Genomic DNA, 21,758 nt, shown 5'->3' with positions numbered 1-21,758 from the left:
TTGGCGGCTTGACCGCGCCCAGCCTACGGAACTGTCAGGCCCCCTTGCGCCATCAGCACCTGACGCAGTGGGTCATTTCCGCTCCGAACGCAGGTCCAGTCCGCGCAGTACGTGGTCGACCAGTTCCGGGTCGGCGCCGGGCTCGCCGCGCGCGGCGACCATCTCGCGGCGCGAGGCGGCCAGCAACTCCTGCTCCACCGAACGGAATGTGCTCAGGTGCGAGACCCGCTGCCGGGCCTCGGCGGCTTCCTCCGCCTCGTACTGCTCGGGGCAGAGCCGGGCCAGCCGGTCATGCTGGCGTTCCCGGAGTTTCTCCACGAGTTCAATCGGCAGCTTCTGCTCCTCCTCGAGCTCCGCCAACCGGGCGAGGGCCGCTTTGGCGGCCCGCCACCAGAGCCGGCGCTCCTGCTGTTCGCGCAGGTCCAGATGCGGGTCGATACCGAGCCGCCTGACCAGCCAGGGCAGCGAGAGGCCCTGCACCAGCAGGGTGAACAGCACCACGCAGAAGGCGACGAAGACGATCCGGCCGCGCTCGGGGAAGGGCGCGCCGCCGTGCACGGTCAGCGGGACGGCCAGCGCCAGCGCCACGGTGGCCACCCCGCGCATCCCGGACCACCAGAGCACCACCGTCTCGCGCCAGCTGATCGGGATGTCGTCCTCACCCCGGCTGAGCCGCTTGGACACCCAGGCGGCCGGCAGCAGCCAGCAGAGCCGGACCAGCACCACCACGGCGATCACCACGGCCGCGTCACCGAGCATCGAGTGCCAGCCGGCTCCGGCGTCCTTCAGCACGGTGGCCAGTTCCAGCCCGATCAGGCCGAAGGCCACCCCGGTGATCAGGGTCTCCACGATGTCCCAGAAGGCGCCGCCGACCAGCCGGTAGGAGACGTCGTCGGCGTCGGCGGCCCGGTCGGCCAGGTAGAGGCCGGTGACCACCACGGCCAGCACCCCGGAGCCCTCCACCTCCTCGGCCAGCGTGTAAGCGGCGAACGGGACCAGCAGGTTGAGCGCCACCTGCTGGGTCGGGTCGGCCAGCAGCGCCCCGATCCGGGTGGTCAGCCAGCCGAGCGCCACCCCGATCGCCACCGCGAGCACCGCCGAGAGCACGAAGCGCAGCAGCGCGTGCGGGATCGAGAAGTCGCCGTCCACCACCGCCTCGACGGCCAGCGAGTAGACCACGATGGCGGTCACGTCGTTGAACAGGCCCTCGCTCTCCAGCACCGCCACCAGCCGCCGGGGCAGCCCGACGCTGCCGGCCACCGCCACCGCGGCCACCGGGTCGGGCGGCGAGACCAGCGCGCCCAGGGCCACCGCGCCGGCGATCGGCACGGCCGGGACCAGGGCGTGGAAGGTCGCGGCCACCAGGGTGGTGGTGACCACCACCAGGGCCACCGCGAGCAGCAGGATCGAGCGCAGGTTGGCCCGGAAGTAGGCCAGCGAGGCGCGCCGCGCCACCGCGAAGATCAGCGGCGGCAGCACCAGCGGCAGGATCAGCTCCGGAGCCACCGCCACGTCCGGGATCTGCGGCACGACCGCCATCACCATCCCGAGCACCGTCATCAGCACCGGCTGCGGCACCCCGGTCCGCCGGGCCAGCGGCATGGTCACCACGGAGGCGAGCAGCACCAGGAAGAACAGGGACAGCTGGCCCACGGGCGAATCCCCTCCAAACGGACAGCTCCGGCTTCGCTTGGACAAACCATTCCAGATCTCATTCCGATTGGGAGATTCGCCCCCCTCTTCGGTAAAGTTCTGCTCGTCAGCAAGCGCCGCTAGCTCAGTTGGTTAGAGCAGCTGACTCTTAATCAGCGGGTCCGGGGTTCGAGTCCCTGGCGGCGCACCGACAGCCGAAGGCCCCTCGCGAGAGCGGGGGGCCTTCGGCGTTCCCGTACGCTGTGAGCGGCACGGCCCTGACAGGAGGGCTCGACGATGCGCGTCGGAATCACCGGGTACCAGGGACTCTCGGACCTCACCGAGATGCTGGTCCGCGGCGAACTGTGGCGGTTGGTGACCACCTACGGACCGTACGAGCTGGTCGGGGTGACCGCGCTGCGGCCGGGCCCGGAGACCTGGTTCGCGCAGGCGGTCCGCGAGCACGGCGGCAAGCTGGAGGTCATCGTGCCGGCCGGCGGCGCGCGACCGCAGGGGGAGCTCGCCCGGGAGGCCACCGCGGTGCACCGGCTGGCGCCGGTGGCGGCCGGTGGGCTCGGCGACGACCTCGGGCGGGCCATGGTGGGCATGATCGACGAGCTGATCGCGGTCTGGGACGGCGCCGAGGACGGCGGCGAACCGGCCCGGATCTCCGCGCTGACCCGCAAGGCCGGTCTCTGGGTGCACGAGATCTGGCCGGCCGGCTGCGAGCGGCCGGCGTAACCGCGAGACCGGTGTAGCTGCCGGGGGCCGCCCGGGCACCCCTCCGGTTGCCGGGCCCGCACCGCCCCCGAACGATGGGAGGTGTGACCGACCAGCGCGGCTATCTGCGATTCCCCCACCTGACGGGCGATCTGCTGACCCTGATCGCCGAGGACGACGTCTGGCTCGCGCCGCTGGGGCCGCTGCTGGGCCCCGACGGTGCGTCAGGTCGCGCCTGGCGGGTCAGCTGCGACCGGATCCGGGTCAGCCACCCGCGGCTCTCCCCCGACGGCCGCACCGTCGCCTGGACCAGCTGGTTCGCGCTCACCCCCGAGGTGTGGACGGCACCCACCGAGGGCGGCGAGGCGGTCCGGCTCACCTACTGGGGCAGCCAGGACACCCGGGTCCGCGGCTGGCTGCCCAGCGGCGAGGTGCTCGCCGTCACCTCGTTCCACGAGCCGTTCGCCCACTACACCTGGGCGCACGCGCTGCCGCTCGACGGTTCCCCGGGCCGCCGCCAGCCCTGGGGGCCGATCCGCGACGCACAGGTCAGCGCCGAGCACACGCTGCTGCTCACCGCCGCCGCCCCGCACGAGCCCGCCGCCTGGAAGCGCTACCGGGGCGGCGCCACCGGCCTGCTCTGGCTGGACGGCCAGCAGCTGCTGCCCGAGCTGCCCGGCCACCTCGCCTCGCCGATGCTGGTGGACGGGCGGGTCGCCTTCCTCTCCGACCACGAAAGCATCGGCAACCTGTACTCCTGCCGCCCCGACGGCACCGACCTGCGCCGGCACACCGACCACGCGAGCTTCTACGCGCGCGAGGCCAGCACCGACGGCCGCCGGGTGGTCTACCAGCACGCCGGCGACATCTGGCTGCTGGACAGCCTGGACGCGCCCGCGCCGCGCCGCCTCACCATCCGCCTCGGCGGTTCCCGGGCCGGGCGCCGGCCGTACCAGGTGACCGCCTCGCGCCAGCTCAACGACCTGGTCTGCGACGCGACCGGGCGCTCCGGGGTGGTCGGGGTGCGCGGCAGCCTGTACTGGCTGACCCACCGGGACGGGCCGGCCCGCGCGCTCGCCGACACGCCCGGGGTGCGGGCCCGGCTGCCGGTGATGCTCGGGCACACCGGCGAGGTCGCCTGGGTCACCGACGCCGAGGGCGAGGACGCGATCGAACTGGCCCCGCTGCCCGGCGCCGCCGTCAAGCACCCGGCCCGCCGGATCGCCGCCGGCCGGCTGGGCCGGGTGCTGGAACTGGTCGCCGCACCCGACGGCCACGCGCTGGCCGCCGCCTCGGGGGACGGCCGGCTGCTGCTGGTGGACACCGCCGACGGCGCGGTGCGCGAGCTGGCCCGCTCCAGTTACGGCCCGATCCGCGGCCTGGCCTTCTCCCCCGACTCCCGCTGGCTGGCCTGGTCGCAGCCGGTGGCGGGCCGGTCGCTGCGCAAGGTCCGACTGCTCCGGCTCGACCTGGAGGGCGCCGAGGCGCTGCCGGTGGACGTCACCGACGGGCGGTTCGAGGACGAGCAGCCGGTCTTCACCCGGGACGGCCGCTACCTGGTCTTCCTCTCCTGGCGCGGCTTCGACCCGGTGCACGACGTGCACACCGGCGACCTCTCCTTCCCGCTCGGCTGCCGTCCGTACCTGGTCCCGCTGGCCGCCGACACCCCGTCCCCGTTCGCGGCTCCGGTGGGCGACGAGCCGGACCCGGCGCCCGGGGACGGCACCGTGCTGGTGGACCGCGAGGGGCTCGCCGACCGGCTGGTGCCCTTCCCGGTGATCGCCTCCAAGTACTCCTCCCCCGCGCCGGTGCGCGGCGGCCTGGTCTGGCTGCGCTGGCCGATCTCCGGCACCCTCGGGCAGACCTTCGCCAGCCCCACCGACACCTCGGGCCGCCCCGCCCTGGAGCACTTCGACCTGGCCGGCGCCACCCGCTCCACCCTGCAGGAGCAGATCGACGGCTTCGCGGTCTCCGGCGACGGCACCGCCGTCTCCACCTTCTCCTCCGGCGTGATGAAGCTGCTCTCGCTCTCCGGCGCCGCCCTACCGGTGGACCTGCGCCGGATCACCCACACCGTGCACCCCGGCCCCGAGTGGCGCCAGTCCTACCACGAGGCCGCCCGGCTGGTCCGCGACCAGTTCTGGGACCCGCAGATGGGTGGCCTGGACTGGCCGGCCCTGGTCGCCCAGTACGAGCCGCTGCTGGACCGGATCGCCTCGCCCGACGACTTCGCCGACCTGCTGCGCGAACTGCTCGGCGAACTCGGCACCTCGCACGCCTACGTCACCCCCGCCCGGCGCGGCGAGGGCCCGGCCCCGGTGCAGCAGCCGCTCGGCCTGCTCGGCGCCAGCGCCAACCGCGATCCCGACGGCCGCTGGCTGTTGCGCCGGGTGCTGCTCGGCGAGTCCTCCGATCCCCGGGCCAGAGCCCCGCTGGCCGCCCACCAGGTGCGCGACGGCGACGAGTTGGTGGCCATCGCCGGCCGCGCCCCCGATCCGGTGCGCGGCCCCGCCCCGCTGCTGGCCGGAGCCGGCGGCAGCACCCTCGAACTCGCTTTCCGGCGCGGCACCGACGGCCCGGTGCGCCGGGTCGCGATCACCCCGCTGACCGACGAACGGCCGATCCGCTACCAGGACTGGCTGGCCAAACGGCGCCAGCTGGTACGGGAGTTCAGCGACGGGCTCTGCGGCTACCTGCACATCCCCGACCTCGGCGGCTCCGGCTGGGCCCAGTTCAACCGCGACCTGCGCCGCGAACTCGACCGCCCCGCCCTGGTGTTGGACGTGCGCGGGAACGCCGGCGGCAACGTCTCGGAGCTGGTGCTGGAGAAGCTCAGCCGCCGGGTGCTCGGTTGGGACCACACCCGGGGCCGGCGCGCGGTCCGCTACCCGCGCGACGCGCCGCGCGGCCCGGTGGTGGCACTGGCCGACGAGGCCACCAGCTCCGACGGGGACGTGATCATCCTGGCGGTGCGGCTGCTGGGGCTGGGCCCGGTGGTGGGCCGGCGGACCTGGGGCGGGGTGGTCGGCACCATCGGCCGGTACACCCTGGGCGACGGCAGCCAGCTGCAGATCCCCGCCAACGCCTCCTGGTTCATCGAGGGCTACGGCTTCGGGGTGGAGAACCACGGGGTGGAGCCGGACCTCCCGGTGCTGCGCAGCCCCGCCGACTGGGCGGCCGGGCGCAACACCGAGCTGCAGGAGGCGGTGCGGGTGGCGCTGGAGCTGCTGCGCGAGCACCCGGCCGCCGCGCCGCCGATCGCCGACACGGTGCGGCCCGACCTGCGGCGACCGCCACTGCCGCCGCGCGGCTGAGGCGCGGCTAGGCGCGGCCGGCGCGCGGCCGAGTCTGGCTGAGCGCAGCCGAGTGGGGCCCGACCGGGATGGTCGGGCCCCACTCAGCTGCGCTCAGTACCAAGGGTCAGCGGGCTACTTCTCCCACTCGTGGCCACCCTCGCTCTCCATGTTCGACTCGGCCTGCTGGATGTCCGCGTCACCGGGCTGGGCGGCCTTGCCGGTGATGTTGCCGAGCGCGTCGGCGGCCGGGCCCGGCATGTGTTCCGCGGCCTGCTGGCCGGCATCGGCGGCCCGCTCCTTCGCGGTGTCCGCCGTCTGGGTGGCCTTCTCGCTGTGGTCGCCGAACATGCTCTTCAGCCTGTCCATCATGCCCATGTCTCCTCCTCGCGGTTCGTCCGACCTGGGCTGCCACCAACATGTCACCGGTAGCGCCGACCCGCATGTCGGGAGGTGCCCCGGAGGTGCCCGGGAGTGGTACGGAAGAGGTGCGGCGGGGACTCGCGGCCTGCGGTCAGGCGATCCAGCCGGCCGTCAGGCCCTGCACCGCCGAACCGTCGCCGTCCGCCAGCTTCAGGCCGGTGAAGGCGCGGGCCGCCTCGGAGGTCTGCACCCGGAAGGCGGGGCGCTCGGCGTCCAGCAGCGCCACGATCGGGGCCGCCGCCTGCTCCGAGGTCTGGGCGCTGGCGAAGGCCTCGCGGGCGCGGGCCAGGTAGTTGGCGAGCGCGGGCGCGTACGGGCCGACCTCCGGCATCGCGTCCACATTGCTGACGAACTCGCTGGCCACGGCCCCGGGCTCCACCACGCTCACCCTGACACCGGCCGTGGCCGCCACCGGGGCCAGCGACTCCATGTAGCCCTCCACCGCGAACTTGGCCGCGCAGTACGCCTCGTTGAACGGCTGGCCGACCACGCCGCCGACGCTGGTGACGGTCACCACCCGGCCCTTGCTGGCCCGCAGCAGCGGCAGGGCCGCCTTCGTCACGTTCAGCACGCCGAAGAAGTTGACCTCCATCACCTTGCGCACCTCGTCGACGCTCTCCTGCTCCAGCGTCCCGAGGTGCCCGGCGCCGGCGTTGTTCACCACCGCGTCCAGCCGCTCCAGCCCGGCCAGGCAGGCTTCGACGGACGCCGGGTCGGTCACGTCCAGCCGCCGCACCTCGACGTTCGCCCGCTCCTTCAGTTCCGGGGCGGCCTTGCCCGTGTCCCGCATGGTGGCGATCACCCGCCAGCCGGCGTCCGCCGCCGCCAGCGCCGTGGCCAGGCCGATCCCCGTGGACGTCCCCGTGACCAGAACAGTCTTCATGGCTCTTCACCTTTACTTATGATCCATAACTACCTTCCTCCATAACTATGCTCGCCGATATTTCACTCTGTCAAGCACATCGCTAGACTGATCCCATGCCTCCCACCCCCTCCGACGAGCTCGCCCGGCAGGTCACCGGCCTCTTCGCGGCCATCAACCGCCGCTACGCCCAGGAGTCCGAGGCCGCCGCCGGCACCCACGAGCTCACCCCGCTGCAGGCCAAGGCCCTGCTCGCCGCCGAGCAGCCGGTACCGATGCGCCGAATCGCGGAGCACCTGCACGCGGAGCCCTCCAACGTCACCGCGATCATCGACCGCCTGGAGGCGCGCGGACTGGTCGAACGCCGCCCCGACCCGGGCGACCGGCGGGTCAAACTGGTCGCCGCCACCCCGGCCGGCCGCACCGTGGTCACCGACCTGCGCACCCGGATGCCCTTCGCCGGCAGCCCGCTCGCCCCACTGAGCGAGGACCAGCGGGAGTCGCTGCGGGAGCTGCTGCAGCTGATCCTGGAGGGCTGAAGCCGAGGCCGCCCTTCGGCGCACCTTCGGCCTCGCCGCTGCGGCGTTCAGTGCCAGTTGCTGATCGTCACGTCGTGCGGGTGCGGCGCACCAGTGCCCGTCTCCACCAGCGACTTCAGGCTCATCAGGAAGGTCGCCCACTTGGTGCTGCAGTGGTTCATGAACTCGACCGGCTCGCGCCAGCCCGCGTGCTCGAACATGACGATCGTCCACTCGCCGTCCTGGGTCAGGTCGAAGCTGACCGTCGTGCCGACCCACTCGGCCGGACCGTCGACGACCTCCCACAGCACTCGCGAATTCGGCTGCAGGTCGAGGACCTTCATGTCGAAGCCGCCGAGGTCGCCGAAGCGGAACTTCAGCAGGCCGTCGCCGTCCCCGCTGGTGTCGGTCGTCCACCACGCGGCCAGGCCCTCGACCGTCGTGAGTGCCTCGTAGACCTTCTCGGGCGCCACCGTCATGCCCACCCGGTGCAGGATGTCCACCATCTCGATCTCCTCCTAGTTCTCCGACTGCTTGGTGTTCTTGGCTCGTTGGATCGCCTCGGCGAGGCTCTTGATGCGCCGCAGGCGGGCATCCCACATCGCGCCCACGGAGTTCAGTTGGGCGACGGCACGGGCCAGTTGCGCCTCGTCCACGTGGTACCGCTTCTCCCGTCCGGCCGGCGCGGACCGGACCAGCCCGACCCGGTCGAGGACGACCAGGTGTTTGGTCACCGCCTGCCTGGTCACCGGCAGTTGCGCACTGAGGGTCGTCGCGGTCCCCTGCCCCTCGGCGAGCAGCAGGTCGATCATGCGGCGCCGGGTCGGGTCACCGATCGCGGACCAGAGTTCGTCGTCGACGGCGGTGCTCATCGCGCGGCCGCCAGCCGGTTGGCGGTTGCCGCCATGCGCGGCAGGTAGAAGTCCCAGCCCTGCCGGTGGTCGTTGTAGTGCGCTTCGAGCACGGCGGCCTCCCAGCCCCGCTCGCGGAAGCCGGTCTCGCGGAAGCGAACCGTGGTGCCCTCGCCCTTCGGGAGGAGCTCGAAGGTCACCAGCAGTGAGTTGCCGGGACCCGCGACCGCTGCCTCGTCGTACGTCCAGCGGAACGAGAAGGTCCGCGGCGGGTCGGCCTCGACGACCGTGAACAGGGCGGACTCCTGTGCGCCACTGTCCTGGTCCGTCCAGGTGAAACTGCCCGTCACGCCGGCAGCCGGCTCGAACTCGGTCTCGGCGCTCCACCAGTCCCGGATGTACTCGGGGCTGCTGAGCACCTCGAACACCACCTCGGGTGAGGCGTCGATGTGCAGCTCGCGCTCGATGCTCCCGTACTCCATGGCCGTCCTCTTCTTTCGCAACCTTCGGTTGCATATAAACGTAGTCCACCGCCGGCGATCGCGCAACCAAACGTTGCGCTAGCCGAGTGACGGCGACCCCGCGCGAGCGATCATCGACGACGGTCCGGCCGGATCAGCCCGTGGGTGTAAACCCGTGGGCCAACGAGCACGGCCGACGGGTCGTCCGACGGTCGGATGTGCACGGACACCTCCCGTGACAGCGTTCGACCATGCGCACGGACGTGGATCTGACCATCCGTCAGAACGGTTCCCGTGCCGATGGATTGACCTGGGAGGGTTCGTGACAAGCACGCCGTTCACCAACCGAGACGGCATGACGCGTCGTCGCCTGCTGGGGGCCGCGCTGGCGGTCGGAGTGGCCGTGCCGCTCGGCCTCGCGCGTCCCGCCTCGGCGACCTCGCCCGACCCGGGCCCCTCGCGGCTCACCCTGCCCGCGCCCACCGGACCGCACCCGGTCGGCACGGTGGCACTGCACCTGGTCGACGCCTCGCGCCCGGATCCGGTGGCCGGCCCGGGGAAGCACCGCGAGTTGATGGCGAGCGTCTGGTACCCCGCCCGGGACGTCGAGCGGTACCCGCTCGCGCCCTGGATGTCCGTCGAGCTCCTGCGGCCCTTCCTCGCCGACGCGGGGTTCCCGGCCGAGGACGCCCCGCTGACGCCGCTCACGGCCGGCCACCAGGGCGCGCCGGTACTCCGGACCGGCCGCCGACTGCCCGTCGTCCTGTTCTCGCACGGCTCGGGCAGCCACCGCGGCGACCACACCATCGTGGTCCAGGAACTCGCCAGCCACGGGTACGTGGTGGTGACGGTGGACCACACCTACGACGGGTTCACCGAGTTCCCCGACGGCCGGATCCTCACCCCGGTCAGGGACGACAGTTTCGCGATGTACCCACGGGACTACGCCACCGACGTGCGGTTCGTCCTCGACTGCGTGGAGCAACTCGCCGCCGGGCGCAATCCCGACGCCGACCGCCGGCCCCTGCCGGCCGGACTGCTCGGCGCCCTCGACCCGCACCGGATCGGCATGTTCGGCTGGTCGAAGGGCGGCACGGCGACCGCCCTCCTGATGCTCCAGGACCAGCGCGTCCGGGCCGGGCTGAGCCTCGACGGTCCGATGCAGCCGACGATCACCACCGACCTGGACCGGCCGTTCATGATGATGACCGCCGTGTTCTCCCGGGCCCAGGACCCCGCTGCCGCCGAGTTCTGGTCGCACCTGCGGGACTGGCGGCTCAACATCCAGGCCGACGGCGCGGTCCACGGCTCGTACGGCGACAACCAGGCGCTGATCCCACAAATGGGCAAGCTGATCGGCATGAGCGACACCGACCTGCGGGACTGGATCGGCACCCTCGACCCGGCCCGCGCGGTACGGATCCAGCAGGCCTACCCCCTCGCCTTCTTCGACCAACACCTCCGCCACCGCCGGGGCCACCTCCTCGACGGCCCGTCCGCGGCCTTCCCCGAGGTGAAGTTCCTCCCCTGAGCCAACAGACCGCGGCGCGGTCGTCACCCCATGGGTCGAGGTGCGGCTCGCCCGCGCGGGGGAGCGGTCGCGGCCTGACGGACGATGACGCTCTGGGACTGTGCGCGGCGGTCACGCTGGCGCCGAGCGGGCCACTGGCCAACCCCGACGTCCCGCAGGGTACGGCGGGCGTGATCATGGACGCTTGCTACGTCCCCTGCTGCCCTGGGGCCCGCTGGTCGCCGTTCTCACCATCGCCTACGCGCGGCGCCGCCGGACGGGCGAGCAGGTCTGGTGAGCTGGGCTCAGGAGGGAGCCGTGACGTGCGCAGCCCGGCGCTGGTGCGGAGCGCTCCGCACCAGCGCCGGGCCGGGCCGGGCCGGGCCGCCTACTGAGCGCCAGGCCGGCCGCACCAGCGGCGAGGAGCAGTGCACGAGTCATGAGGGTTCTCCCTGTCATCAATGCCATCACTACAGAACGGACACCAGACCTGCCAGCGCCGTTGCAATGTGATATTTCACCACTCCTCAGACTCTGACGTGTCGTCAGTTTGAACAAAGGACAGTGACTTGGTGTCCGCCATGCACGTGCGGCCCCTCCCTGTCCGCCGACAGGAAGGGGCCGCACGTCGTACGCAACAAACCAGCCAGACCGTCAGCCGGAGACGCTCGCCGCCCCGGTCTCGATGTGCCCGGTGAACCGCTGCGACCAGCTGGCGTCGGAGTCCACCGTCACCGTGAAGTCGTACCACCCGCCGGTGTAGGCAACGGCGTTGAAGTAGTCGCTCACACTCGCCCCCGCCGCAACCGTGTACGTCCAGGGGCCGTCGGTACGGTAGTTGGTGGACTTGATGGTGAAAGTCACCGCCGACGTACCGGTGTTGGTGAGCTTGAACCAGACCGCCTGCTGACCGGTGTCCGGCGCGGCGGCGTAGGAGCAGGTGACGGCGGCCGTCTTGCCCGCCTTCGTCGCGTCACCGGTGAAGCGGCGCAGGAAGCGGTTGGGGCCGGTGACGCTCAGGTCGTACTTGCCGGCGCCGTAGTTGGTGCCGCAGTTGAAGAAGTCGCTGGTGTTGGCGCCGGGGGCCAGCGTGTACTGCCAGGGGCCGCCGCTGCGGTAGGCGTTGGCGTAGGCGGCGAAGTGCGCGGAGGTGCCGCCGGCGACGCCACCGGCGTTGTCCATCTTCAGCCAGACCTTCATCACACCGTTGGAGCCGAACTCCAGGTGGTCGAGGTTGGCGTTCGGCTGGTAGGGCAGCGCGCGGGCGGGGCGGGTGCCGGGCTCCTGGGCGGGCAGCGCGTTGTTGGTGGGCGACGGGTTGGACAGCGGGCCGCAGGTGGCCAGGCCGATGGTCTGCGAGGTGTCGGGCAGGCCGGGCAGGCCGTAGACGGGGTTGGCGAAGTCGAAGACCGAGGTGAGGTCGCCGCACACGTGCCGCCGCCAGTCGCTGATGTTCACGCACTGGGCGGGCTTGCCGATGGCGGCGGTCCACTTCTCCAGGAAGCGCAGCACCGAGGTGTGGTCGAAGACCTCGGAGTTGACCCAACCGCCGCGCGACCAGGGGGAGATGGCGAGCAGCGGGACCCGGAAGCCGAGGCCGATGTTGGTGGAGTTGTAGAACTCCCCGGCGGTGCCGGCGGGGGCGACCGGCGGCGGGACGTGGTCGAAGAAGCCGTCGTTCTCGTCGTAGTTGATCAGCAGGATGGTCGAGTTGAAGACGTTGGGGTCGGCGTTCAGCGCGTCGATCACCATGTGCACGAAGTGCGCGCCGTCCTCGGGGGTGGCGTAGGGGTGCTCGGAGGACTGCTGGTCGGCGACGATCCAGGAGACCTGCGGCAGCGTGCCGCCCAGCACGTCGGCGCGGATCGCGGCCGCGATGTCGTCGGGGGTGCGGCCGGTGACCTTCGGCACCGAGCCCATGCCCTTGACCGCGAGCGCGCTGCCCGCCGGGGCGTTGGCGAACTGCGAGAAGTAGGCCAAGGCGTTGTCACCGAAGTTGTCGGCGGCGTTCTGGTACACCTTCCAGGAGACGCCGGCGTTCTCCAGCGCCTCGGCGTAGGTCTGCCAGCGCAGCCCGGACTCGTCGCCGCCGTCGTAGGCGGGGCCGCCCGCGGTGCCCGCCGGGTCGATCATCCCGGACCAGTGGTAGGTGCGGTTGGGGCCGGTGGCCGACAGCACCGAGCAGTGGTAGGCGTCGCAGACGGTCCAGTTGTCCGCCAGCGCGTAGTGGAACGGGATGTCCGCGCGCTGCAGGTAGCCCATGGTTCGCACGGTGCGCTTGGCGGAGACCCAGGCGTCCATCTTGCCGCCGTTCCAGGCGGCGTGCTGGTCGGACCAGGCGTGCGAGAGGTCGCCGTTGCACTGCGCGGTGGTCTCGGGGCTGCCGGAAGCGCCGGTCGGGTTGAACGCCCACGGGTACTGCCGGCCACCGCCGTTGGGCTGGTTGAACACCGAGTACCCGCCGGCGATCTGGATGGCGGAGCGGTCGGCGAAGCCGCGCACGCCCTTCAGGGTGCCGAAGTAGTGGTCGAAGCTGCGGTTCTCCTGCATCAGGATCACGATGTGCTGGGCGTCGGTGATCGTGCCCGTGCTGCTCGGCGCGGCCGTGGTGGCGGCAGCGGCGGCGGGCGCACCGGTCGCGCCGACCGTCCCGGCCACGGCAGCACCGGCCGCCGCGCTCGCCGACGCGGCCATGAACGTTCTGCGGCTCAGCTCTGTCATCGCTGATCGCCAACCCTTCGCTCTCGCCGCGCGTGGCGGCAGCCGGCACACCGGCGGATGCCGGGCGCCCGAGGCCCTGTCCGCATGCCGCAGCCACCCGAGAAAGCGCTCGGGTTGTGTGTACAACATGGGCCGCGCGACATCCTGGCCCAGTCGACGGGTACGCGCCAGGACCCTCCATGAAGGTTTGTTGGACTGTTCTTTCGCAGGTCAGCGAGCATCCGGGCGGTGAACTGCAAACCTCGGGCGCATGTCAGGCCGCCCGCAGCGACGACGGGTCAGACGTCCCGCACCAGCACCCCGAGCGCCTGCGCGAACTGCGGTGCCAGCTCGATCAGCTGCGCCGAGGAGATGACGGCACCGCGCAGGCCCTCGTGCCCGTCCGGCAGCTCGAGGCGGCTCGCGCCGCGCAGGTCGACCTTGTCCATCCGGGCGCCGCCGAACCGCACCTGCTCCAGCGAACTGCCCGGGAAGGAGACGTCGGTGAGCTTGGCCCCGCCGAAGTCCACGTCGCGCAGCCGGCAGTCCTCGAAGACCACCTCGCGCAGCACCGCCGAGCGCAGGTTGACCGCCTCCAGCTTGCACTGACGCAGCGTCAGGCGGCGCAGTTGCGAGCTGTACGCGGCGATCCCGGCGAAGACGCCGCCCAGCAGCGTGCCGTCCTGCCACTCGCTCTCGGCCAGGTCGGTGGCCATCCAGCGGCTCTGCTCGAGCCAGACCTCGATGAACCGGGCCTGCCGAAGCCTGGCGTCGCTGACCGTGACGCCGGTGAACGCGCACTCCAGGAAGCTGGCGCCGCTCGCCTGCGTGCCGTCGAAGGTCAGGCCGTCGAAGTGCACGGTGTCGTAGCGCTGGTCCCGGCGCAGCGGTCCCTGGTGCGGCTGGAGCAGGTGGGCGTACGGCTGGTCGGCGAGCGGCATGCGCGGTCCTCGGGGCAACGAGCGGGACGACGATCGGGGCGAGATCGGGGCGAGATCGGGCGCGACGATCGAGCTGGGTCACTCGATGGTCGCAGCCGCCTCTGACGTCTGGGCGTGCAACCAGACGCCCCCGGCCACCGCCGCCGCCCCCACCAGCCCGGCCGCGAGCACCCCCGCCTCGCCGAGCGCCGTGCAGAGCAGCACCAGGGCGGCCGCCACCGGCAGCACCCACTGCGCGGCGCCGCGCTTGTTGTGCCGCGAGTGCAGCGCCCAGACCGTGATCAGGTAGAGCGCCCCCGGCACGGTCACGGCCGCGGTGGCGGCCGCCGCGGACACGTGGGCCTTGCCCACCGCGTACTCGACGGCGACCTCCAGGCCGGCCCCGATCGCGGCCGCCGAGCCGAAGACCAGGTAGTGCCCGTAGCCCCAGAGGAAGGCCTGCCGGTTGGAGCGCAGGTGCTCGTGGATGGGCGCGGCGAAGTAGATCCACCAGGCGGAGAAGCAGAGCAGCAGGCCGCCGATCGCGATCGGGATCAGCTTGCCCAGTGCCTCGTGCTCGTCCACCGCGCTCTGCATGGCGACGGTGGCGGCCGAGACGGTCTCGCCGAGCACGATCAGCGTGAACAGTCCGTACCGTTCGGCGATGTGGTGCGGGTGCCAGCTGCTCTGCACCCGACGCTCGGCGACGGCCGGCACCGCCAGCTCGGCGATCACCCCGAGCGGGAGGACCCAGGTGACGGCGGAGCTCGGCAGCAGCAGCATCAGCACCCAGCCGACCTGGACGAGTGCGATCCCGGCGGCGTAGCCGCGGGCCATGCGGCGCGCCGCACCGCTCTCGCCGCGGGCGGCGCGCAGCCACTGGGTGACCAGGGCCAGCCGCATCACCACGTAGCCGAGCACGCCGAGGGTGAAGTCCCGGTCGACGAAGAGCCGCGGGATGCCGGCGGCCAGGATCAGCGCGCCGGTGATCTGCACCAGCGTGGTGACCCGGTACGGCACGTCGTCGCAGTCGTAGGCGGAGGCGAACCAGGTGAAGTTCATCCAGGCCCACCAGACGGCGAAGAAGGCGAAGAGGTAGCCGACCAGGGCCACCCGGGTGTGCCCCTCGGCGAGCGTGATCGCGAGCTGGCTTCCGGCCTGGGCGACGGCGACCACGAAGCAGAGGTCGAAGAAGAGCTCCAGCGGCGTCGCGACGCGGTGGCTCTCGTCACGGCGGCGCGGCAGCATGCGCCGCACCACCGGGTCGGGTGCGTTGGAGGTTCCAGCGGACATCGGTTGCGGGTCTCCCGGCTCGCCGTCGTGACGGGAGCGGGCCGCCCCCGACCCGATGGTGGCAGCCGTGACTGCTCCGCGCACGCACCGCGACGGCACGCCATGGCCGGGGGTCACCTGACCCGCGCAGGCGTCCACACCGGGCGTCAAGGTGGGTTGACGCGGCAGTGCGCGAACCGGGTGACAGCTCCCCGGCCAGCCGCCGCGCCTGGGGTGTCGCGGGGTGCGATCGCCCCGATTGCCCCGATAGATTCCCCTGCGAGTGGAACGGCGAGAAAGGCGTCCTGCGGGCATCGCGGAAGGTCAAGGCCAGTGCGGCGGCAGCGGGGGAGGCACCTCCCCCGCTGCCGCCGACCGGCCTCGTGATCACCGCGCTGCCCGACAGCGCGTCGACCTCACCGCGCCGCCCGACAGCGCCTCGGCTCAAGGTTGGTGATGGTGCGTCACTTCTCCCAGCCCACCGCGGTGTAGTCGGTGTCCGCCAGGCCGGAGGCGCCGTAGTTGGCCAGCCCCTTGCGGAACGCGGTCACCTGCGGACGCTGGTACAGCTCGACGGTGTGGCCGAGCTCCCAGATCTTGGCGTCCGCCTGGTTGTAGAGCTTGGCCGCCTGGGCCGGGTCCAGGGTCGAGGCCGCCTGCTTGAGCAGCGAGTCGATCTCCGGGGTGCTGAGCTTCGAGTAGTTCTGGAAGACGTTGTCGCCGACCGGCTGCTGGTAGAACGGAATGACCAGCGAGGGCGGGAACGAGCCGGTGTTGCGCCAGGTCGCCAGGTCGAACTTGCCGACGTTGATGTACTTCTCGTCCAGGTCGTTGGCCGGCACCTTGTCCACGTCGATCTTCACCCCGGCCTGCAGCAGCATGCCCTGGGTGGCGGTGGCCAGGTCCACGGTCTGCTGCGAGGAGGCGTCGGAGATGATGAAGTGCAGCTCCAGCGGCTTGCCGTCCTTGGTGCGCGGCTGCCCGGCCCCCGCGTCCTGCCAACCCGCCGCGGTGAGCAGCTGCTTGGCGCCGGCCAGGTCGAACTTGCCCCACTCCCCCGAGTTGTCCTGGTAGCCGGCCTGGTTGGTCATCAGCAGGTGGTTGCCGAGCTCCGCGAACTGCACCGGGACACCCTGGTTGACCACCTTGATCAGCGAGGGCCGGTCGATCGCCTTGCCGAGGGCCTGACGCACCTTCTGGTCGGCGAGCGCGCCGTTGGAGCCGAACGAGATGTGCACCTCGTCCCACGGACTGGCCGAGCGGATCACCGCGTTGGGGTTGGCCTTGAGCTGGCTGTAGGCGTCGGCGCGGCCGGCGCTGGCGTAGTCCACCTCGTTGTTGAGGAAGGCCTGGGTGATCGCCGAGGAGGAGAGCACCCGGAAGGTGAACTTGTCCAGCTTGGGCTTGGGGCCCCACCAGGAGGGGTCGGGCACCACGGTGATGGTCTGCGCCGACTTGTCCTGGGAGCCGATCTTGAACGCGCTACCGGTGATCGGGACCTTCTCCACCCAGCCCTTGTTGAAGTCGTCCGGGGTGGAGATCCCGGCGGCCGGCAGCAGCGGGTAGAACAGGCTCTGCCAGTCGGCGAACGGCTTGTCGAAGGTGACCTTGACCTCGGTGGCGTCGGCGCCCTGCGAGATGTCGCCGATCTGGTCGTAGCCACCCGTGCTGGACACGTTGTAGGCGGTGTTCTTGCCGTTGGCGGCCTGCCAGACCGCCTTGAAGTCCAGGTAGCCGAGCGGCTTGCCGTCGGACCACTTGGCCTTCGGGTTGAGCTTGTAGAGCACCACCTGCGGGGAGCTGGAGACCACCGAGGCCGACTGCAGGAACTCCTTGACCGGTTGGAAGGTGCCGGTGGCGTCGACCCGGAACAGCTCCGGCTCGATCATCTTCATGATCTCCACCGAGTCGCCGTAGGTGCCGTCCACCTGCAGCGGGTTCCACTGGGTGATCCACTGCTGCAGCGGTAGCCGGAACTCCCCGCCGTCCTTCACCTTGTCCAGCGGCTGTGGATTGATGTCCTGGGCGTCGAGTCTTGGTTGGGCGCTCTTGGTGGCCTCGTTGCTGGTGCCCGAACCGCCACTGGAGCTGCAGCCGGTGACGACCAGGACGAGCGCGGTGGCGGCGACCAGCGAGCGGGCGAGGCGGCGGCGCGGCCGCGGGGTGGCATCCATGGAGGGTCCCTCCGGGAGGAGTCGGGTGGCATGAGCCCGCCGGGTGTGGCGAGCGTTGAAGGTGGGCAGACAAGTCGGTGTGCCGGCCAGCAGAACGTAACAGCGCTTCAGTTCGCTTACCAGAGGACGGTGTTCACTGCTGATCGAATCGCCATGGGCCGCAACACCGCCGCAACACCCAGTCCGCAACTGACTGAAACACTCTGACCTGCTGCTTCGCCGAACCGGCCGAAGCAGCCAGACGCACGGGTCTTGACCGACCGACCGGACGGTCCCAGAATTCCGCTGCGCGAAGCTGCTTCGAACACCCCTCGAGCGAAGGCAAATGGTCATGACTTTCAGGAGTCGCGCCCTCGGCGCCCCGGGCGGCCGCTGATGCTGCGCTATCTGGCGAAGCGCCTCGCCTACTACCTGCTCCTGCTGGTGGTCGCGGTCTTCCTGGCCTACGCGCTCTCCAGCGCCGCACTCAACCCGCGTTCCTACTTCGAGCAGAAGCAGCCGCGCCCCGCAGCCGCCGCCGTGGACCGCCAGTTGACCGCGCTCGGCATCAACGACCACACCCCGGTCGTGGTGCGCTTCGGCCACTGGGCCGAACGGGTCGTGCTCCACGGGGACTTGGGCCAGAGCATCCACGACACCTCGGTCAACGCCGACTTCGGCCGGCGGATCTGGGTCTCGCTGCGACTGCTGGTGCTCGGCAGCCTGCTCGGCATGCTGCTCGGCGTGATCGCCGGCGCCTGGAGCGCGGTGCGGCAATACCGGATCTCCGACCGGGCGTTGACCCTCACCTCGTTCGTCCTGCTGTCCACCCCGGTCTTCCTGCTGGCGCTCTTCCTGAAGAACGGCGCGATCGCCGTCAACCAGGCCTCCGGCCACCAGCTGATCAACTTCACCGGCTACGAAACCCCGGGCCTGGCAGGCGGGTTGGGCGCACACCTGGCCGACTGGGGGGTGCACCTGCTGCTGCCCACCCTCTCGCTGGCGCTCATCGGCCTTGCCACCTACAGCCGTTACCAGCGCGGCACGATGCTGGACGTGCTCGGCTCGGACTACCTGCGCACCGCCGAGGCCAAGGGCCTGACCCGCCGTCGGGCGCTGGTCAAGCACGGTCTGCGGACCGCCGTGATCCCGATGTCCACGCTCTTCGCCTACAACTTCCTGGGCGTCTTCACCGGCGCCACCTTCACCGAGACCATCTTCGGCTGGCACGGCATGGGCGAGTGGTTCATCAGCGCGATCCGGGAGAACGACACCAACGCCGTGGTCGCGGTCAACCTGTTCACCGCGGTGACGGTGCTGGCCTCCGGCTTCCTGGCCGACACGCTGCACGCCGCACTCGACCCCCGGGTGCGTGGGTGATGGGGGACTCGTCCGTGAAGGGGGGCTCATCCGTGAAGGTGCGGACGACCGGGCGCGGCCGCCTGGTGCTGACCCGGCTGCTGGGCGCGCCCGGTGTGCTGGTCGGCGGCACGCTGGTGCTGCTGCTCTTCCTGCTGGCCTTCGTCGGCCCGTACTTCACGCACTGGACGTACACCGACACCGACTACGGCGCGCTGCGCCAACCCCCGTCCGACGCACACTGGTTCGGCACCGGCGGGCTCGGCCAGGACGTCTACGCGCAGACCCTGCGCGGGCTGCAGAAGTCGCTGATCATCGGCCTGCTGGTGGCCCTGCTGTCGACCGTGCTGGCCGGACTGGTCGGCGCCTGCGCCGGGTACTTCGGCGGCTGGACCGACCGGCTGCTGATCTTCTTCGTGGACCTGATGCTGGTCTTCCCCAGCTTCCTGATCATCACCATCATCTCCCCGCGACTGCGCTCGGCCGGCTGGATCGCCTTCGTGGTGCTGCTGGCGGCGTTCAACTGGATGATCACCGCGCGGGTGGTCCGGTCTATGACCATCTCCCTGAAGCAGCGCGAGTTCGTCCGGGCCGCGCAGTTCATGGGAGTTCGGCCGCTGCGGGTGATCGTGCGGCACATCCTGCCGAACTGCGCCTCCTATCTGATCGTCGACGCCACCATCGCGGTCGGCTCGGCCGTGATGAGCGAGACCGCGCTCTCCTACTTCGGCTTCGGCGTGAAGGCGCCCGACGTCTCGCTCGGCACGCTGATCGCCGACGGCACCGAGGCGGCGCCGACCTACCCGTGGATGTTCTACTTCGCGGCCGGACTGCTGGTGCTCTTCGTCCTCGCGGTGAACCTGATCGGGGACGGGCTGCGCGACGCGCTCGACCCGACCGCGGACGCCGGCCGCCGGCCCTCCCGGCGGGCGCTGCGCGCGGCCCGCCGACTGCCCGCACCCCGGGTACCGGCCGCCACCCCTTCCGCCCCACTCCCCGTAGCTGACAAGGGTTCCGTGTGACCACCACCGCCACCCCCCTGCTCGCCGTCCGCGACCTGCGGGTGGACTTCGCCGCCGCGCGCGGTCGGGCGGCCACCACCGCGGTACGCGGTGTCGACCTGACGCTGCGGCAGGGCGAGACGCTCGGCATCGTCGGCGAGTCCGGCTCCGGCAAGTCGGTCACCGCGCTCGCCGTCCTCGGTCTGCTCCCCGGCACCGCCACGGTGCGCGGCTCGGTCGCGCTCGACGGCCGCGAGCTGGTCGGCCTGCCCGGCGCCGAGCTGGCCCGGATCCGCGGCCGGCGGATCTCGATGGTCTTCCAGGACCCGCTCTCCGCCTTCACCCCGGTCTACCGGATCGGCGACCAGATCGCCGAGGCGATCCGGGTGCACCAGCGGGTCGACAAGGCCACCGCGCGCCGGCGCGCCGCCGAACTGCTCGACCTGGTGGGCATCCCCGACCCGGCCCGCGCGCTCGACAGCTTCCCGCACGAGTTCAGCGGCGGCATGCGCCAGCGCGCGATGATCGCGATGGCGGTGGCCAACGAGCCGGACATCCTGCTCGCCGACGAACCGACCACCGCCCTCGACGTCACCATCCAGGCCCAGGTGCTGGACGTGCTGCGGACCGCGCAGCGCGAGACCGGCGCGGCGCTGGTGCTGGTCAGCCACGACCTCGGGGTGATCGCGCAGATGGCCGACCGGGTGGCGGTGATGTACGCGGGGCGGATGGTGGAGACCGCCTCCGTCAACGAGCTGTTCGCCGCCCCGCACCACCCGTACACCCTGGGCCTGATCGGCGCCGTCCCGCGGCTGGACCGGACCGGCGGCCCGCTGGTCCCGATCCCGGGCAGTCCGCCCGCGCTCAACGCGCTGCCGGCCGGCTGCCCGTTCGCGGCGCGCTGCCCGCTCGCAGTCGCGGACTGCCGGACCGAGGAGCCGCCGCTGGCCGGGCCCGCCGGCCACCGGGCCGCCTGCCTGCGGTCGGCCGAACTCGCCGCCGACCGCCCCGCCCCGGCCGACGTCTACCCCGTACCGGTGCTGCCGCCGCCGGCCGCGCCCGCCCCGCGCCACACCCTGCCCGCCGTGCTGACGGTGACCGGGCTGGCCAAGACCTTCCCCGTGCTCAAGGGAACGGCCTTCAAGCGCAAGGTCGGTGAGGTCTACGCGGTGGACGGGGTGGAGCTGGACATCCGGCGCGGCGAGACCCTCGGCCTGGTCGGCGAGTCCGGCTCCGGCAAGTCCACCACGCTCTTCGAGATCCTCGGCCTGCGCGCCCCGGAGGCCGGCCGGATCGAGATCCTGGGACAGGACACCTCGGCGCTCGGCCGGGCCGAGGCCCAAGGTCTGCGCTCCCGGGTGCAGATCGTCTTCCAGGACCCGATGGCCAGCCTGGACCCGCGGCTGCCGATCGGCGACATCATCGCCGAACCGCTCCAAGCCCAGGGTGCACCGAGGGAGTTGATCGCCCGCCGGATCCCCGAGCTGCTCGGCCGGGTCGGCCTGGACCCGGCGCACGCCACCCGCTACCCGCACGAGTTCTCCGGCGGCCAGCGTCAACGCGTCTCCATCGCCCGGGCGTTGGCCGTCGAGCCGCAACTGCTGGTGCTGGACGAACCGGTCTCGGCACTGGACGTCTCGATCCAGGCCGGTGTGCTCAACCTGCTCCAGGAGCTCAAGGCCTCGCTGGGTCTGGCCTACCTCTTCGTCTCCCACGACCTGTCGGTGATCCGGCACCTGGCCGACCGGGTCAGCGTGATGTACCTGGGCCGCACGGTCGAGCAGGGCCCGGCGGCCGAGGTCTTCGCGAGCCCGCTGCACCCCTACACCCGCGCCCTGCTCTCCGCCGTGCCACTGCCCGACCCGGTCGCCGAACGCGGCCGCGACCGGATCCTGCTGGCCGGCGACCCGCCGTCCCCCACCACCCGCGCCGTGGGCTGCCCGTTCCGCCCCCGCTGCCCCGTCTACGCGGCCCTGCCCGCCGACCGCCGCCCCCGCTGCGAGAGCACGACCCCGCCGCTCGACCCGTACGCCCCGCACGCGGCCGCCTGCCACTACCCGTAGGTCGGCCCCGCCTAGCAGCC

General features: G+C 71.8%; 17 protein-coding genes and 1 tRNA gene. 8 read left to right on the top strand and 10 right to left on the bottom strand.

Features of this window, described 5'->3' with window-relative positions; genetic code table 11:
- Positions 1 to 72: 72 nt before the first annotated feature.
- Complete coding sequence (locus BR98_RS28280; RefSeq protein ID WP_035849010.1) at positions 73 to 1,653, bottom strand: Na+/H+ antiporter; 1,581 nt, start codon at positions 1,651 to 1,653, stop codon at positions 73 to 75.
- Positions 1,654 to 1,766: 113 nt separating this feature from the next.
- Between BR98_RS28280 and BR98_RS28275 the strand changes: the two genes are divergently transcribed.
- The 3 genes from BR98_RS28275 (at position 1,767) to BR98_RS28265 (ending at position 5,666) form a co-directional block, all read left to right on the top strand.
- A tRNA-Lys gene (locus BR98_RS28275) sits at positions 1,767 to 1,840 on the top strand.
- An 89-nt stretch (positions 1,841 to 1,929) separates the two neighbouring features.
- Positions 1,930 to 2,373 carry a hypothetical protein gene (locus tag BR98_RS28270; RefSeq protein ID WP_035849007.1) on the top strand — a complete coding sequence of 148 codons (444 nt, stop codon included), beginning with the start codon at positions 1,930 to 1,932 and terminating at the stop codon, positions 2,371 to 2,373.
- 74 nt (positions 2,374 to 2,447) lie between these two features.
- Positions 2,448 to 5,666 (top strand): S41 family peptidase, encoded by a 3,219-nt coding sequence (locus BR98_RS28265; RefSeq protein ID WP_035849005.1) that lies wholly within the window; start codon positions 2,448 to 2,450, stop codon positions 5,664 to 5,666.
- A gap of 114 nt (positions 5,667 to 5,780) precedes the next feature.
- On the opposite strand, the gene BR98_RS28260 is transcribed toward BR98_RS28265, so the two are convergent.
- Both BR98_RS28260 and BR98_RS28255 read right to left on the bottom strand, forming a co-directional pair.
- Complete coding sequence (locus BR98_RS28260; RefSeq protein WP_157537959.1) at positions 5,781 to 6,017, bottom strand: hypothetical protein; 237 nt, start codon at positions 6,015 to 6,017, stop codon at positions 5,781 to 5,783.
- A 142-nt stretch (positions 6,018 to 6,159) separates the two neighbouring features.
- On the bottom strand, positions 6,160 to 6,951 hold the full coding sequence (locus BR98_RS28255) for an SDR family NAD(P)-dependent oxidoreductase (protein ID WP_035849000.1): 792 nt from the start codon (positions 6,949 to 6,951) through the stop codon (positions 6,160 to 6,162).
- Between the two features lie 95 nt (positions 6,952 to 7,046).
- On the opposite strand from BR98_RS28255, the gene BR98_RS28250 reads away from it, so the two are divergent.
- Positions 7,047 to 7,469 (top strand): MarR family winged helix-turn-helix transcriptional regulator, encoded by a 423-nt coding sequence (locus BR98_RS28250; RefSeq protein WP_035848998.1) that lies wholly within the window; start codon positions 7,047 to 7,049, stop codon positions 7,467 to 7,469.
- A 47-nt stretch (positions 7,470 to 7,516) separates the two neighbouring features.
- On the opposite strand, the gene BR98_RS28245 is transcribed toward BR98_RS28250, so the two are convergent.
- From BR98_RS28245 to BR98_RS28235, 3 genes are read right to left on the bottom strand one after another with little or no spacing between them, the layout of a single operon-like run.
- Entirely contained in the window at positions 7,517 to 7,954 is a 438-nt protein-coding gene (locus BR98_RS28245) for an SRPBCC family protein (protein WP_035848996.1), read from the bottom strand.
- A 12-nt stretch (positions 7,955 to 7,966) separates the two neighbouring features.
- Positions 7,967 to 8,320 carry an ArsR/SmtB family transcription factor gene (locus BR98_RS28240; protein ID WP_035848994.1) on the bottom strand — a complete coding sequence of 118 codons (354 nt, stop codon included), beginning with the start codon at positions 8,318 to 8,320 and terminating at the stop codon, positions 7,967 to 7,969.
- Entirely contained in the window at positions 8,317 to 8,781 is a 465-nt protein-coding gene (locus BR98_RS28235; RefSeq protein ID WP_035848992.1) for an SRPBCC domain-containing protein, read from the bottom strand. The genes BR98_RS28240 and BR98_RS28235 overlap by 4 nt, the downstream gene beginning before the upstream one ends.
- A 334-nt stretch (positions 8,782 to 9,115) precedes the next feature.
- On the opposite strand from BR98_RS28235, the gene BR98_RS28230 reads away from it, so the two are divergent.
- Positions 9,116 to 10,291 (top strand): alpha/beta hydrolase family protein, encoded by a 1,176-nt coding sequence (locus BR98_RS28230; RefSeq protein ID WP_232247650.1) that lies wholly within the window; start codon positions 9,116 to 9,118, stop codon positions 10,289 to 10,291.
- A 633-nt stretch (positions 10,292 to 10,924) separates the two neighbouring features.
- Here the strand turns inward: BR98_RS28230 and BR98_RS28225 are convergent.
- The 4 genes from BR98_RS28225 to BR98_RS28210 form a co-directional block, all read right to left on the bottom strand.
- Positions 10,925 to 12,991 (bottom strand): phosphocholine-specific phospholipase C, encoded by a 2,067-nt coding sequence (locus BR98_RS28225; protein ID WP_035848987.1) that lies wholly within the window; start codon positions 12,989 to 12,991, stop codon positions 10,925 to 10,927.
- Positions 12,992 to 13,269: 278 nt separating this feature from the next.
- Positions 13,270 to 13,911, bottom strand: a complete 642-nt coding sequence (locus tag BR98_RS28220; RefSeq protein ID WP_035848984.1) for a pentapeptide repeat-containing protein — start codon at positions 13,909 to 13,911, stop codon at positions 13,270 to 13,272.
- Positions 13,912 to 13,989: 78 nt separating this feature from the next.
- Positions 13,990 to 15,183, bottom strand: coding sequence for a low temperature requirement protein A (locus tag BR98_RS28215; RefSeq protein ID WP_051970287.1), 1,194 nt, complete (start codon positions 15,181 to 15,183; stop codon positions 13,990 to 13,992).
- Between the two features lie 443 nt (positions 15,184 to 15,626).
- A complete protein-coding gene (locus BR98_RS28210; protein ID WP_035848981.1) occupies positions 15,627 to 17,336 on the bottom strand; it encodes an ABC transporter family substrate-binding protein in 1,710 nt (569 codons plus the stop codon).
- Between the two features lie 375 nt (positions 17,337 to 17,711).
- On the opposite strand from BR98_RS28210, the gene BR98_RS28205 reads away from it, so the two are divergent.
- Genes BR98_RS28205 through BR98_RS28195 form a run of 3 tightly spaced genes read left to right on the top strand, consistent with a single transcriptional unit; the run spans position 17,712 to position 21,738 of the window.
- On the top strand, positions 17,712 to 18,695 hold the full coding sequence (locus tag BR98_RS28205) for an ABC transporter permease (protein WP_035848976.1): 984 nt from the start codon (positions 17,712 to 17,714) through the stop codon (positions 18,693 to 18,695).
- Positions 18,695 to 19,696 carry an ABC transporter permease gene (locus tag BR98_RS28200; RefSeq protein ID WP_083977071.1) on the top strand — a complete coding sequence of 334 codons (1,002 nt, stop codon included), beginning with the start codon at positions 18,695 to 18,697 and terminating at the stop codon, positions 19,694 to 19,696. Before BR98_RS28205 ends, BR98_RS28200 begins: the two co-directional genes overlap by 1 nt.
- Positions 19,693 to 21,738, top strand: a complete 2,046-nt coding sequence (locus tag BR98_RS28195; protein ID WP_035848973.1) for an ABC transporter ATP-binding protein — start codon at positions 19,693 to 19,695, stop codon at positions 21,736 to 21,738. Before BR98_RS28200 ends, BR98_RS28195 begins: the two co-directional genes overlap by 4 nt.
- Positions 21,739 to 21,758: the final 20 nt, after the last annotated feature.

It is taken from the genome of Kitasatospora azatica KCTC 9699 (assembly GCF_000744785.1).
GTDB classification, from domain to species: domain Bacteria; phylum Actinomycetota; class Actinomycetes; order Streptomycetales; family Streptomycetaceae; genus Kitasatospora; species Kitasatospora azatica.
Note: the sequence above shows the minus strand (reverse complement) of the source record. Positions and strands in the feature narration are given on the sequence as shown.

Coding starts and splice junctions, on each gene's coding strand:
- BR98_RS28270 (WP_035849007.1), top strand. CDS start 1,930: ATGCGCGTCGGAATCACCGGGTACCAGGGACTCTCGGACCTCACCGAG.
- BR98_RS28265 (WP_035849005.1), top strand. CDS start 2,448: ATGGGAGGTGTGACCGACCAGCGCGGCTATCTGCGATTCCCCCACCTG.
- BR98_RS28260 (WP_157537959.1), bottom strand. CDS start 6,017: ATGATGGACAGGCTGAAGAGCATGTTCGGCGACCACAGCGAGAAGGCC.
- BR98_RS28255 (WP_035849000.1), bottom strand. CDS start 6,951: ATGAAGACTGTTCTGGTCACGGGGACGTCCACGGGGATCGGCCTGGCC.
- BR98_RS28250 (WP_035848998.1), top strand. CDS start 7,047: ATGCCTCCCACCCCCTCCGACGAGCTCGCCCGGCAGGTCACCGGCCTC.
- BR98_RS28245 (WP_035848996.1), bottom strand. CDS start 7,954: ATGGTGGACATCCTGCACCGGGTGGGCATGACGGTGGCGCCCGAGAAG.
- BR98_RS28240 (WP_035848994.1), bottom strand. CDS start 8,320: ATGAGCACCGCCGTCGACGACGAACTCTGGTCCGCGATCGGTGACCCG.
- BR98_RS28235 (WP_035848992.1), bottom strand. CDS start 8,781: ATGGAGTACGGGAGCATCGAGCGCGAGCTGCACATCGACGCCTCACCC.
- BR98_RS28230 (WP_232247650.1), top strand. CDS start 9,116: ATGACGCGTCGTCGCCTGCTGGGGGCCGCGCTGGCGGTCGGAGTGGCC.
- BR98_RS28225 (WP_035848987.1), bottom strand. CDS start 12,991: ATGACAGAGCTGAGCCGCAGAACGTTCATGGCCGCGTCGGCGAGCGCG.
- BR98_RS28220 (WP_035848984.1), bottom strand. CDS start 13,911: ATGCCGCTCGCCGACCAGCCGTACGCCCACCTGCTCCAGCCGCACCAG.
- BR98_RS28215 (WP_051970287.1), bottom strand. CDS start 15,183: ATGTCCGCTGGAACCTCCAACGCACCCGACCCGGTGGTGCGGCGCATG.
- BR98_RS28210 (WP_035848981.1), bottom strand. CDS start 17,336: ATGGATGCCACCCCGCGGCCGCGCCGCCGCCTCGCCCGCTCGCTGGTC.
- BR98_RS28205 (WP_035848976.1), top strand. CDS start 17,712: ATGCTGCGCTATCTGGCGAAGCGCCTCGCCTACTACCTGCTCCTGCTG.
- BR98_RS28200 (WP_083977071.1), top strand. CDS start 18,695: ATGGGGGACTCGTCCGTGAAGGGGGGCTCATCCGTGAAGGTGCGGACG.